This is a genomic window from Psychrobacter sp. 1044, from assembly GCF_904846525.1.
GTDB lineage: Bacteria > Pseudomonadota > Gammaproteobacteria > Pseudomonadales > Moraxellaceae > Psychrobacter.
Map to the genome: position 1 here is coordinate 1 of NZ_CAJHAZ010000004.1, position 12,915 is coordinate 12,915.

9 protein-coding genes and 2 tRNA genes are annotated in these 12,915 nt (G+C 41.9%); 6 read left to right on the forward strand and 5 right to left on the reverse strand.

The window, feature by feature from the left end:
• The first annotated feature begins 228 nt into the window (after positions 1 to 228).
• From JMX82_RS03535 to JMX82_RS03550, 4 genes are all read left to right on the forward strand, one after another.
• Positions 229 to 1,182 (forward strand): toll/interleukin-1 receptor domain-containing protein, encoded by a 954-nt coding sequence (locus tag JMX82_RS03535; protein ID WP_201539504.1) that lies wholly within the window; start codon positions 229 to 231, stop codon positions 1,180 to 1,182.
• A 102-nt stretch (positions 1,183 to 1,284) separates the two neighbouring features.
• A complete protein-coding gene (locus tag JMX82_RS03540) occupies positions 1,285 to 1,695 on the forward strand; it encodes an OsmC family protein (RefSeq protein WP_201539505.1) in 411 nt (136 codons plus the stop codon).
• Between the two features lie 84 nt (positions 1,696 to 1,779).
• On the forward strand, positions 1,780 to 2,244 hold the full coding sequence (locus JMX82_RS03545; RefSeq protein WP_201539506.1) for a flavodoxin family protein: 465 nt from the start codon (positions 1,780 to 1,782) through the stop codon (positions 2,242 to 2,244).
• 74 nt (positions 2,245 to 2,318) lie between these two features.
• Positions 2,319 to 2,972, forward strand: a complete 654-nt coding sequence (locus JMX82_RS03550; RefSeq protein WP_201539507.1) for a DUF938 domain-containing protein — start codon at positions 2,319 to 2,321, stop codon at positions 2,970 to 2,972.
• Positions 2,973 to 3,066: 94 nt separating this feature from the next.
• On the opposite strand, the gene ppc is transcribed toward JMX82_RS03550, so the two are convergent.
• Both ppc and JMX82_RS03560 read right to left on the reverse strand, forming a co-directional pair.
• Positions 3,067 to 5,856: a phosphoenolpyruvate carboxylase gene (gene ppc, locus JMX82_RS03555; RefSeq protein WP_201539508.1), complete on the reverse strand. Its 2,790-nt coding sequence runs from the start codon at positions 5,854 to 5,856 to the stop codon at positions 3,067 to 3,069.
• 94 nt (positions 5,857 to 5,950) lie between these two features.
• Positions 5,951 to 6,742 carry a dienelactone hydrolase family protein gene (locus JMX82_RS03560; protein WP_201539509.1) on the reverse strand — a complete coding sequence of 264 codons (792 nt, stop codon included), beginning with the start codon at positions 6,740 to 6,742 and terminating at the stop codon, positions 5,951 to 5,953.
• Between the two features lie 312 nt (positions 6,743 to 7,054).
• On the opposite strand from JMX82_RS03560, the gene JMX82_RS03565 reads away from it, so the two are divergent.
• Positions 7,055 to 9,142, forward strand: coding sequence for a catalase (locus JMX82_RS03565; RefSeq protein ID WP_201539510.1), 2,088 nt, complete (start codon positions 7,055 to 7,057; stop codon positions 9,140 to 9,142).
• A 212-nt stretch (positions 9,143 to 9,354) separates the two neighbouring features.
• Positions 9,355 to 10,143, forward strand: coding sequence for an MBL fold metallo-hydrolase (locus tag JMX82_RS03570; protein WP_201539511.1), 789 nt, complete (start codon positions 9,355 to 9,357; stop codon positions 10,141 to 10,143).
• Positions 10,144 to 10,206: 63 nt separating this feature from the next.
• Here the strand turns inward: JMX82_RS03570 and JMX82_RS03575 are convergent.
• From JMX82_RS03575 to JMX82_RS03585, 3 genes are all read right to left on the reverse strand, one after another.
• Positions 10,207 to 10,282: transfer RNA gene (locus JMX82_RS03575), tRNA-Lys, on the reverse strand.
• Between the two features lie 160 nt (positions 10,283 to 10,442).
• A tRNA-Lys gene (locus tag JMX82_RS03580) sits at positions 10,443 to 10,518 on the reverse strand.
• A gap of 334 nt (positions 10,519 to 10,852) precedes the next feature.
• Positions 10,853 to 12,802 carry a MacB family efflux pump subunit gene (locus JMX82_RS03585; protein ID WP_227676310.1) on the reverse strand — a complete coding sequence of 650 codons (1,950 nt, stop codon included), beginning with the start codon at positions 12,800 to 12,802 and terminating at the stop codon, positions 10,853 to 10,855.
• Between the last annotated feature and the right edge of the window lie 113 nt (positions 12,803 to 12,915).

Genomic DNA, 12,915 nt, shown 5'->3' on the forward strand with positions numbered 1-12,915 from the left:
AGAAGTGAAACATCATTGCGCCAATGGTAGTGTGGATTCGTCCATGTGAGAGTAGGTCATCGTCAGCTCTCTATTCTAAAGTAACCCCCTTCTGCATAAGCAGAAGGGGGTTTTCTTTTGGCTGCGGTTAGTGTGCTAATCTAAATTTCCAGATATTTTTTGCATATCTTCAATAAAGATATATTATGGTACGAGATTTCTATCTTAAATTAAAAACTAGGAGTAGTGATGTCTTGGACTGATTATACTAGAGCTAAACATTTTGGTAATGGCATCTTTTTGCCTTATTCTGATTTGATAGCTGATATTGCTTTTAACCTTGATAACCTACTCTCTACAAACCCTATTTTAGCTCATAACGTAATACCTATTCCAAATAGAGATATAGTATTAGTTAAAGGAAAGAAAATATCCTTATTAGCTTTTTCATCCAACGCATATAGACATTTACCATTATTTCAAACTTATGAATGGGAGGATTTTCTTAGCATAGATGAAGAGCTCTTCATCAAGGATCATCCAAGTATAATTATAGACTCTTTAGTTTTAAATGCTGATAATTTGTATGATTTTCTATCAAAAAATTATTCAATGTTAGATCCAATTTTAATTATGTTTCCTTCTGTTTTTCAAGCACCTAAAGATAGTGTAGAAGAACGAATCAAGATTGACATTACTTATAAAATAGCTCAATCCATTCTAGACAAAGAAATTAAAAATTATGAGGAAAAAAAGGAAATGGAAAACAATACAGAAGTATTTTTAAGTCATAAATCAAACGATAAATCTCTAGTTAGAGAAATAGCTTTAACATTATCATCTATTGGGTATAGTCCATGGTTAGACGAGGATAAGATGAAGGCTGGTGCAAATTTAGAACGTTCTATACGCAGTGGGTTTGAAAACTCTTGTGCTGCAGTCTTTTTTATAACTCCAAACTTCAAAGACGAAGGTTATCTCGCTTCAGAGATAGATTATGCAATTGCTGAAAAAAGAGAGAAAGGCGACAAGTTTGTTATTATAACCCTACTTATTCCTGATGATAAAGGTAGTTATGGAGAGGTTCCTAAATTATTAAAATCATACGTATGGAAAGAGATTGAACCTATACAAGCTATAAGAACTATTGTAGAAGCTTTACCTATAAAGCTTAATAAAGTTAGTTGGAAAAGTGATTTATAAAAAATAAAGTATGAAATTAATTGAAGTTCTAATAAGAAAAGCAAAATATAATATTCTTATTAAGAATTTTTTAACTATAATTATTTTATATAAAGGAAGAATATGACAACATCAAAAGTCACCTATCAAGGCGATTTGCGTACCACTGCCATACACTTGCAATCAAACAATGAAATCATTACCGATGCGCCAGTTGATAATCAGGGCAAGGGCGAAGCGTTTTCACCGACTGATTTATTGGCAACTAGCTTAGCCAGTTGTATGTTGACGATTATCGGTATCAAAGCTCGTGATATGGATATCGATATTTCAGGCACTACAGCTGAAGTGACCAAAATAATGGCTGCTGATCCAAGACGAGTCAGTGAAGTACATGTTGTTATTACTTTTAATCAACCATTAGATGATAAAACGCAAAAGATATTCTATAACACCGCGCTTACTTGTCCAGTTGCGAAAAGTATCCATCCTGATATCATTCAAAAAGTGACTATTCATTCCAGAAGCCATTAATTCTAAGAGCTTTTAATTCTAAGAACTACTGATTCCAAGAATTGTTAATTCCAAAAACCAGTGACCTTTATAAGGATGGTTGAGATGGCTAGCAAAACCTTACTTATTGTTGCGCATGCGCCATCACCTAATACTAAGAAGTTGGCGCAAGCGGCTTATTATGGTGCCAATCATCCTGAGTTAGACATTAATGTCATATTGAAGTCACCGCAAGATACCCAGCCTGAAGATGTATTGGCAGCTGACGCACTATTATTAGGAACGACTGAAAATCTAGCATATATGGCAGGGCTGACCAAAGACTTTTTTGATCGTTGTTATTATCCTGTGCTAGAAGAGAAGCAAGGCATGCCATTTGCACTATACATTCGTGCAGGACATGATGGTACGGGTACTAAGCTTGCTATCAAGACGATTACTACTGGATTGCGCTGGTCATGGATTCAAGAGGCGCTGATTTTGCAAGGTGATTGGCACGAAAATTTTACTGAGCAAGTCGAAGAGCTTGCGATGACACTGGCAGCTGGGGTAGAAGCGGGTATTTATTAGTTTTTTCGACGCTTTGCTTGTCGCCATTATTAATATCAAAGCTACAGTAATGAAGATATATAAGGATATTAGCAGTGTTGAATGATGATTTAGATAATAGCCAATCGATTGCTCCTGCTGGCATAGCATTTTCTCAAGCGTGTGAAAATAATAAACAGCCGATTTTAGAAGTTTTACAGCAAGAGTTGCAAGATTCTATTCATGTGTTAGAGGTTGGGTCGGGTACGGGTCAGCATAGTGTGTATTTCGCACCAAGATTGACTCATTTAACATGGCAGACTAGTGATATGTTTGTCAATCACGCCACCATCAATGCTTGGCATGCTGATTATCCTGCCCCTAATTTATATGCACCGCTTACTTTTGATGTATCGCGTGATTCAGTGCCAGTCAATGAGGTTGCCGATGCGCCTTATGATGCAGTATTTACCGCCAATAGCTTGCATATTATGTCGTGGACTTTAGTAGCTAAATTATTCCAATTGGTCGGTGATATGCTACCTTTAAATGGTAAATTCATCGTTTATGGCCCATTTAACGAAAATGGCAGTTATAGCAGCGCAAGCAATCGTCAGTTTGACCATAGCTTGCGCCAGCGCGATGCTAACAGTGGCATCCGTCATTTAGAAGATGTTATAGATTTGGCAAATGCACATCATTTAATGTTAAGTAAGCGTTATGAGATGCCATCTAACAATCAAATATTAGTATTCGAAAAACTCTATTAACGTAAAAAACTGAGTTAATTCACTGTGATAACACCATGAGTTAACTCAGCTTTATGTAAGTTCGAATGCGTAAAGACCAACCTATTTATAAATACTAACCCGTATTGCGTAGCCCTGCTGCCAAAGCATTGATACTACGAATTAATGCATCTTCGACAGCAAGTCTATCATTATTTTCCAGATTGTCATTGCCAGTGTTATCAGATTGGCGCATACGTTTGAGTAGCTCAATCTGAATATAGTTAATAGGGTCTAAATAGGCGTTACGCCATTCCAATGAATGAGCTAAGTCTTGTTGGTTTGAGAGTAAAGACGCTTGTGCTAGCAAGGAATTGAGACCTGCGTGCGTCAGTTCATGCTCATCAATCACTGCCTGCATGACTTGCTCACGCAAGCTTTCGTCTTTACACAGTTGACTGTATGCACGGGCGATATTCATCTCGGATTTTGTAAAAGCCATTTCGATATTACTGATAAAGACATTGAAAAATGGCCAGTTTTTATTCATCTCTTTCATTAACGCTTCGTCTTTTTTGACGCTATCTAAAGCACTGCCCACGCCATACCAAGCGGGAAGGGTAAAGCGCGCCAATGACCAGCCAAATACCCACGGTATCGCCCGAATCGTCGATTTGCTCGGCAGTCCTTTTTTACGGTGAGCAGGACGCGAGCCAATATTGAGCAATGAAATCTCTTGTACTGGTGTGGCCTCAGAATAAAACTGATAGAAGCCCTCTGTATTATCCGTCAGCTCTCGATATTGCTGTTCGCCTGCATCTGCCAAATCAGCAAACAACGCTTCATAGCTATCTAGCTGTTTGGGTTGTTCGACAAATCGTGACGAGCTGGCTTTTAGCGCCCCCGTGATTCCCATGGTTAATTCAAATACGGCAGTATCTGGATTGGCATACTTGGCGTAAAGTACTTCGCCTTGTTCGGTGAATTTGATCTGTCCATGTAAAGTGCCAGCAGGCTGAGCAGCGATGGCTTGATGGGTTGAGCCACCACCACGACTGACGGAACCACCACGACCATGGAACAGGCGGGTGGTGATACCATATTGATTGGCGATATCGGTGATGGTTTGCTGGGCACTATATAACTGCCAAGCGGAGGTAATAATGCCGCCGTCTTTAGAAGAGTCTGAGTAGCCAAGCATAATCTCTTGAATGTTTCCTGAGTGCTCAAGTAGCTCCCGATACAGCGGATTGTCCAACACCATTGGCATAATCTTATCGATATTTTTTAAATCTTCGATGGTTTCAAACAGTGGCGCAACCGGTAGGGCAGAAAATAAATGCCCATTCTTATCAATACCCGATAAGCCTGCAAAACGCATCAGTAGCAGCACCTCTAATAGCTGACTGGCGTTGTTGGTCATCGAAATTACATAGCTACCAAAAGTATCGTCGCCGACCAGTTTGCGCAGTTTAGCGACAGAATTCATCAGAGCAAGCTGTTCATGTGTTTGCGCGCTTAAATTGTCGGTATAAATCAGCGGTGCACCGGGCTTTTCTAGCAAACGCGTTAGCCATTGTTGGCGCTCTGTTTCGCTGAGGGTGTGATAGTCGGGCAGATTCGAGGCGCTAGCAAAAATATCTGCAATAACTTCGCCGTGATAGCCTGAATCTTGACGAATATCCAGCGCAGCCAAATGAAAGCCGCAGGTTTTGACTAGGCGAATGGTATCAAGCAGTAAGCCTTCGCCATGTGCTTTGTCATGAGTATTGACACTTTTGCGAATGAGTCGTAAATCATCTAGCAAGGCCGTCGGTGTTGAGTAAGCATCTTGTGCAGCCTCGCCATCTGTGCCTTGGCTTTGGATATGCTGGTTGGTCGCTTTTATTTTAGCCAGAATAATGGATAGCAGTCTTCGGTACGGCTCATTATTGTAATCATCAGGATTGTAGCAAAAGACTTTTTGATCGAGTGTGCTGTAGTCTTTGATACGGGTATAAATCTCTGGCGCGATATCGACGATAGTATCGCTATGAATCAGCTCACGACGCAATTTTCTGACTAATACTTGGTAATGGCGTAGCACGGTATTGGCATGCATCAATACCGCCATTTCAGTGGTTTCGTGGGTGACGAATGGATTGCCATCTCTATCGCCGCCAATCCAAGAGCCAAAACTGACAAAGGCGGGTAAAGGGTAGTCGATTAACTCAGGATAGATATCGACGATAGCGTCTTTTATATTACGATATACTTTGGGAATGGCAGTGAATAAGCTGGCATCAAAATAGTGTAAGCCGTTGTTTATTTCATCATAAACCAAAGGTTTTCGGCTGCGAACTTCGTCTGATGACCATAGCAAATCAATGGTTTCAGCCGTCTTTTGCTTAGCTTGCATAAAGGCTAGGCTACCTTCGGGATAGTCGCTCATGGCATCGGTATGCTCATAGAGGGTCTGCAAAATATTCATGGTGGTGCGTCTACGGGCTTCGGTAGGATGAGCCGTAAAAACAGGAATAAATTTAAGGTGATCAATAAGCTCTTTGATTTGCGCAGGTTCGATTTGCCGCTCACGGCATTCTAACAAGGTGCGGCGAAAGGATCCTTCCCAGCTTTGATTGGACTGAGCACGCATAGTACGGCGTTGCTCACGCAGATAGTTTTCTTCCGTTAAATTGGCGAGGAAAAAGTAAATAGAGAATGCGCGAATGACGTTTTTTAAGGTTTGATTGTCTAATGAGGCAATAAGATCGATCAGCTGCTGTTTGTGTGCTGGATTATACTCACGGCGCTCCTGAATAAAGCCTTTGCGTAATGTTTCGATAGTACGTAGGGTGTCCTCCCCAGATTGGCGAGAAATGGCCTCACCTAAAAATGCGCCTAACAATCTAACACGCGCACGCAATACGTCGTTTTTCAATAACATAATTGGCTTCCTTGGCTTTTAATCGACTCATTTATCAATGAGATAGGCTGGTTAATAATTAAGGGTCGCTGTTCTTATAGGATATGAATTAAAGTTATTTATATTCATTTGCTAAAAAATCCAAATAGCGTTTCCACGAGCGCTCATCGGCACGTGCATCATATCTATCACTGCCGAACACGCTAAAGGCATGTGGTGCACCACTATATGTCACCATCTCATGCGGTACGTTGGCGGCTTCTAATGTCTTACCCAAATTGGCGAAGCTCTCTAGAGAGACAGATTCATCAGCAGAGCCATGGAATACTAAGATTTCTCCAGTTGTCTTGTCATAACTTTGACCTGTTGGAATATCAAAGGCACCATGGAAGGGTACAAACGCTTTTTGCTCAAATCCTGAGCGCGCCAGCTCCAGAGCAACGGTACCGCCAAAACAATATCCCATAGTAGTGCCTTTACGCACATCATTACCTTGTAGTCTTCCAGCATTCAACGCACCTTGAAGTATGCGGCGCATTTTATTGCGATCATCGTATAACTCGCCAGTTAAGCGTTTGTTTTCTTCAATAGAAGTAGGGCGAACGCCTTGCCCGAACATGTCTGCTGCCAATACGTTGTAGCCCTCGCCTGCTAACATGTCAGCACGTTTGCGCTCATAGTCTGTCAATCCATCCCAATCATGAATGAGTAGGATAAAAGGCGCATTCGCTTTGTCGGCTTTGGCGTAATAGCCTTCGTATGCTTGATCATCCACGGTATAGGTAATATTTTTGGTCGTAATAGCGGCAGCTGTTTGGCTAAAAGTGAGTGCCATTAGTCCGATTGACGCACCCATTAGCAATGAGTGATAAGGTTTTTTGGACGTAGTCTTTAAAGTTGATAACATGGTAGGTCGCCTTATAATTGTATAAAAAAGATAAATAGTTGGCTAAAACCATGCCCATTTTATTTATCAACTGTTTTAATGCTTCCTAAGAGCATACCTTAAAAAATCACTACATGACAAGAATCTATCGTCAACGTTAAAGCTCTCTTTAAATACGCTGAAATTACGGCTTTATCACGGCTTCAAACTTTAACCAAATATCAACAAGGAGTGCCATGAATTAGTCATATTTTTTGGCTAACATTAAAGGTAGCTCTATACAAAGGTTCTAAAGAAATAGAGCTTACTTTTACTTACTAGCTAGGATGCATAATGAAAAATAATATTGATCATACTGACCCCGCTAAAGATATGAATACGGAACGTGGCAATGGCGGTGAGACTCACCAGCGCGCAGGGGATGACACTAAAGTGCTAACGACCCAACAAGGTGTCGTCATCTCTGACAATCAAAATTCTCTAAAAGCAGGCGCACGTGGGCCAACCTTATTAGAGGACTTTGTATTACGGGAAAAAATTCATCATTTTGACCATGAGCGTATTCCTGAGCGTATCGTCCATGCGCGTGGTAGTGCTGCACACGGTTATTTTGAGCTGACAGAATCATTAGAAGAATATACCACGGCGAAAATTTTGACCGAGACGGATAAGCAGACGCCTTTATTTACCCGTTTTTCTACGGTTACTGGTAATAAAGGCTCAAAAGATACGCCACGTGATGTGCGTGGTTTTGCCGTAAAGATTTATACCGAAGAAGGCAATTGGGACATCGTTGGTAACAACATGCCGATTTTCTTTATTCAAGATGCGATGAAGTTTCCAGACCTCATTCATGCGGTCAAACCAGAGCCTGATCGTGGCTTTCCGCAAGCCGCTTCGGCGCACGATACCTTTTGGGACTTTGTGTCATTAAGTCCCGAGACCATGCATAATTTAATTTGGTTGATGAGTGATCGTGCACTACCACGCAGTTTACGTATGATGGAAGGCTTTGGTATTCACAGCTATCGTTTAATCAACAAAGAAGGCAAGAGTACCTTTGTCCGTTTCCATTGGAAACCTGTACTCGGTGTACAATCGACCACATGGGATGAAGCTGTGAAAATCTCGGGCGCTGATCCTGACTACCATCGCCGCGACTTGTTTGAGTCAATCAATAATGGTGACTACCCTGAATGGGAGTTTGGCGTACAGTTATTCACCGAAGAAGAAGCCAATGCATTCCCGTTTGACCATCTCGATGCGACCAAACTTATTCCAGAAGAGCTAGTACCTGTAAAAGTCGTGGGTAAGATGGTACTTAACCGCTATCCTGATAACTTCTTTGCTGAGACTGAGCAAGTGGCCTTCTGTCCGTCGCATTTGCCACCTGGTATCGATTTCAGTAATGATCCGTTGTTACAAGGTCGCTTGTTCAGCTATCTAGACACGCAGTTATCACGTCTAGGGTCGCCAAACTTTTCGCAGCTGCCTATCAATGCGCCAAAATGCCCGTTTGCGAACAATCAGCAAGATGGCCATATGCAGATGCAAGTACCTAAAACTCGTGTGCTCTATGAGCCGCAGAGCTTAGATCCTACTAGACCTCGCGAAAGTGCCAAGCGCGGTTTTAATTCGTTCCATGAGCAATTAGATGATGGCGTAAAAGGTCGCGTGCGTGATGAGAGCTTTGCTGATCATTATAGTCAGCCGCGTATGTTCTATCGTAGCCAGACTGCTACTGAGCAAGCGCATATTGCCACGGCTTATGCATTTGAGCTCGGTAAAGTCGATACCGCACATGTCCGTGCTCGCACATTGAGTCATTTGATTCATATCGATGAAGACTTGGCCAATCGTGTGGCAACTGCGCTAGGTATGGAATTGCCAGAGCCTGCGGATGCCGCTGCTCCTGTACAGGATATGGCGACATCGAAAGCAGTACAAACGATTGGTCTAACGCCTAAGAGTTTAAAAGGCCGTTTGATTGGTATCTTGGTCGCTGAAGGCTCTAAGCATAGTGAAATCAAAAAGTTCGAAGAGGCGGCAAAAGTGCAGGGTGCTAGCGTGAAAATCGTTGCGCCCAATAAAGAAGTTGTCTTAGATGACGACACTCGCATACAAGCAGATGAGCGTCTCGCTGGCGGTCCATCAGTGATGTTTGACGCTGTTGTTAGTATCATTATGCCAGACCAAGCTAAAAAGCTAGCAAAAGACAGCTCAGCATTAGATTGGTTCAACGATGCGTATGGTCATTGTAAAGCGATTGCTTATTGCGGGGCGACTGACGAATTTATCTTGAGTAAATTACCTATCGAAAAAGACAGCTTCGTGACGCCACTGGCTGATTTGGATACTTTTATTGAGAATGCTAAATCTCGTCTGTGGGAACGTGAGCCAAAGGTTCGTGATTTGGCGTAGTTTTTTTAGACCTCTAATAAAGAACTCAGCCTTAGCGCTGGGTTTTTTTATTGTAAGTTTTATAAAAAAGCAATTTATAGTCACAAGCGTTCACTCAAAGTCATTACAAGTTGAATGGTGGGCGTTATACTAAATCCTATTAAGGCGTGTTAAAAGCGTCTCCTATAGTAGGGATACTATAACAGTGAGCAATCATGTAGCAGGGAATGCAAATGAGTTTATGTGAAATTGTACGTTTAGAAGGATATATCCAAAGTACTTATCTTGCGGTATATCCAGATAAAATTATGCTGCTGGACGGTGGTTGCCGCCCTGATGTAGCGATGGTATTAGAGTATATTAGAACGACGTTACAGCGACCAATCAGCGATCTAAAAGTCGTCGTGGTGACCCATATGCATCCTGATCATGCAGGCGGCGCTCATCAATTTAGAAAAGAGACGGGCTGTATCATTGTTTCGGCAGAAAAAAAGCGTCAATGGTATCGCGGTATCGGTGGGCATGCCATGCATTTTGTGGACATAAATCTTGCGCATTATGTGGCAAGGCGTCAAGGTCGCTCCCTTAAAAACCTGTATTATCCCGCTCATCTTACACCTGATATGACCGTTAAAGATGGGGATAGTGTGCCGAAATTTGATGAATGGCAAGTGCTGGAAACACCCGGACATACAGATCGTGACTTGTCTCTATTTCATGTACCAAGTCGGCAAGTCTATACGGCCGACCTCATTATCAAACTGCGTCATAAGTTTGTGGCGCCTTTTCCTATTTATGATCCTAAAGTCTATATTCAGTCACTACAAAGAATAAAGGCGTTAAAACCTTCTATGGTTATGATGGCACATGGGCGTGAGCTGGCAATAGATGCAGAAACGTTTGATATGCTGATTACGCAAGCACCCAAGCATCCACGGACGATCAAAGACACGATTAAGCATAAGCTACTGTGGCGAAAAGACGCTGATTTCACTATTTTTAAACGAAACCGTAAAAAATAAAGTGAAATTTTAAACAAAAAAAAGCCCAGTCACTATTAATATAATGACTGGGTTTTCTAAATATGGTGGGCCGACCGCGACTCGAACGCGGGACCAATTGATTAAAAGTCAACTGCTCTACCAACTGAGCTATCGGCCCTGAAGAGTGTATAAAAAAAGCATGGCTTTTTTAACTCTGCAAGTGAATTTACAGCTTCGTAAATTCGGTGAAGTTTTCTAAAAGAAAGCTTCTTAAACTTTGTTACTTATTATGCCAATACCTGATAGGGCAATGTACATAACAAGCATAATACTAAATATGGTGGGCCGACCGCGACTCGAACGCGGGACCAATTGATTAAAAGTCAACTGCTCTACCAACTGAGCTATCGGCCCTGAAGAGTGTATAAAAAAAGCATGGCTTTTTTAACTCTGCAAGATAAATTTCCTTAAAGGCAAACTTATTAAAACTAGACATCTAAAAAATGTCTTTAAACTTAATTTTTAATATTAGGTCAATTAACATTAAAAGAGGCATTAAGTTTGTTTCAACGTTTAAAGAATTTCTATCCCTAAACGTGAGAGCACATTATATACACTATCAGCACAATTACAACCCCGTAATATAAAAAAAGTGTAATTAAAGTAAAAAATATGCATTTTATTGACGTTTATCAGTGAATTTAAAGGAAATGCCGTATTCGACTGTCTGATATTTGGCAAATAGCGGTTAATCTCTAGAAAGTGCTTCAACAGGATCTAACTTGGCGGCGTTACGTGCTGGTAAAAAGCCGAAGACAACGCCAATCAAGGTTGAACAAATAAAAGCAGCAATGATAGAAGTTGGTGAGTAAATCACTTTAAAGCTATCACCAGAAAAATTATTAATGATTTCACCGATAGCAAACGCTACTCCAATACCTAATAAGCCGCCCAAAATACAGACGAGTACGGCTTCTATCAAAAACTGCTGCATGATATCGTTTTGACGAGCCCCAACAGCCATACGTACACCAATTTCATTAGTACGTTCCGTGACCGATACTAGCATAATATTCATCACACCAATACCACCAACGATCAATGAGATGACAGCAACCGATGAGATGAGCAGTGTCATAGTACCTGTAGTTGATTCAATGGTCTGACGAATAGAGTCTGAGTTAATAATATTAAAATCATCTTTACCATGGCGACCTTCTATTATGTCGGAAATAGCTGACTCAGCTACACTAGATGAGACACTATCATCTAACAGTGCTATAAAACTATCAATATTTGCACTACCAGTTATACGTGACATCACAGTGGTATAAGGCATATATATGACAGGTGTCGTGCTACTTGGTCCAAAGCCACCGTCGCTTGCCTCAAGGACGCCAACCACGCGTCCAGGCACACTACCGATGAGTATGACTTCGCCGATAGGGTTATCTATATCTGCAAAAAAAGCACTCTTGGCATTGTCATCGATAATAATATCTTGACTGCGAAGGTCGATACTTTGCGAATCGAAACCTTGACCTAATGCCAGCGTCTCACCAGTGACCTCTAGATAATACTCACCAACACCATTGATGGTCGAGTCTTCCTGCACGCTGCGATAGCGTACACTAGAGCTGGTATTGACTTGAGGGCTCACATTGATAACATACGGTTGACTGCTGACCGCTTCTGCATCTTCTGGTGTGAGGTTGTCGTCATTATATTTACGTCGCGGGTCGCCTCTAGGGTAGCCGTCATTCACTGTTATAGTATTGGTTCCTAGCGAGCTAATATTTGCGAGAATTTGCTGCTGAGAGCCTTGACCAAGACCAACGATAGACACAACCGCAGCGATACCGATGATAATACCTAACATAGTCAGCAAGGTGCGCATCTTGTGTGCACGCATGGCAAGTAAGGACATTTTAAAAGCTTCGAGCAAACGATCCACAAAACTGCCAAAGGCACTTTTACGATGTCCACCAAGGATAGATTCTGGGTGTTGAGTTGTCGGTTTATAATGCTCAGTTTTATAATCAGCAATGACGTAGCCATCTTTTAACTCAATAACCCGTTCGGCTTGGGCGGCAAGTTTTGGATCATGAGTGACCATGATAATAGTATGACCTTTAGCATTTAGATCATGCAAGATCGCCATCACATCTTCGCCAGATTTGCTATCTAGCGCGCCAGTTGGCTCATCAGCTAAGATGACATCGCCACCATTCATCAGAGCGCGAGCAACAGAAACACGCTGTTGTTGGCCGCCTGAGAGCTGGCTAGGACGATTATTTACCTTTTCACCAAGACCTAGATCAGTCAAGAGCTTTTCTGCGCGATTGATTCGTGCCTCAGTGTTCATACCAGCATATACGGCAGGGACGGCAACGTTATCTTTAGCGCTAATGTCACCAAGCAGGTGGTAGCGCTGAAAGATAAAGCCAAAATGCTCTCGGCGTAACTCAGCCAATTCATCTGCCTCTAGCTTGTTTGCTGATTGGCCATAAATCTTATAGTCACCTGCTGTCGCCTGATCTAAGCAACCCAAGATATTCATTAGGGTAGACTTACCAGAGCCAGATTGCCCGATAATCGCGACCATTTCACCTTGATTAATCGTTAAATTAACCTCGTGCAATACGCGAATGGTTTGCTCGCCGGCAGCAAACTCTCGAATAATACCCGACAGCTCCATAATTGGCTTGTCAGCGGTAGCTGCAGTATCATTCGGTGAGTTGGTTTCTATCGAAGCGCTAGTGCTGTCAGTCGGCTGTTTAGTAGATTGAGATATAGTCATAGCAATGTCTT

What these genes read in the sequence shown, in the direction of transcription:
- JMX82_RS03535 (WP_201539504.1), top strand. Translation starts at nt 229, where the DNA reads ATGTCTTGGACTGATTATACTAGAGCTAAACATTTTGGTAATGGCATC.
- JMX82_RS03540 (WP_201539505.1), top strand. Translation starts at nt 1,285, where the DNA reads ATGACAACATCAAAAGTCACCTATCAAGGCGATTTGCGTACCACTGCC.
- JMX82_RS03545 (WP_201539506.1), top strand. Translation starts at nt 1,780, where the DNA reads ATGGCTAGCAAAACCTTACTTATTGTTGCGCATGCGCCATCACCTAAT.
- ppc (WP_201539508.1), bottom strand. Translation starts at nt 5,856, where the DNA reads ATGTTATTGAAAAACGACGTATTGCGTGCGCGTGTTAGATTGTTAGGC.
- JMX82_RS03560 (WP_201539509.1), bottom strand. Translation starts at nt 6,742, where the DNA reads ATGTTATCAACTTTAAAGACTACGTCCAAAAAACCTTATCACTCATTG.
- JMX82_RS03565 (WP_201539510.1), top strand. Translation starts at nt 7,055, where the DNA reads ATGAAAAATAATATTGATCATACTGACCCCGCTAAAGATATGAATACG.
- JMX82_RS03570 (WP_201539511.1), top strand. Translation starts at nt 9,355, where the DNA reads ATGAGTTTATGTGAAATTGTACGTTTAGAAGGATATATCCAAAGTACT.
- JMX82_RS03585 (WP_227676310.1), bottom strand. Translation starts at nt 12,802, where the DNA reads ATGGAGCTGTCGGGTATTATTCGAGAGTTTGCTGCCGGCGAGCAAACC.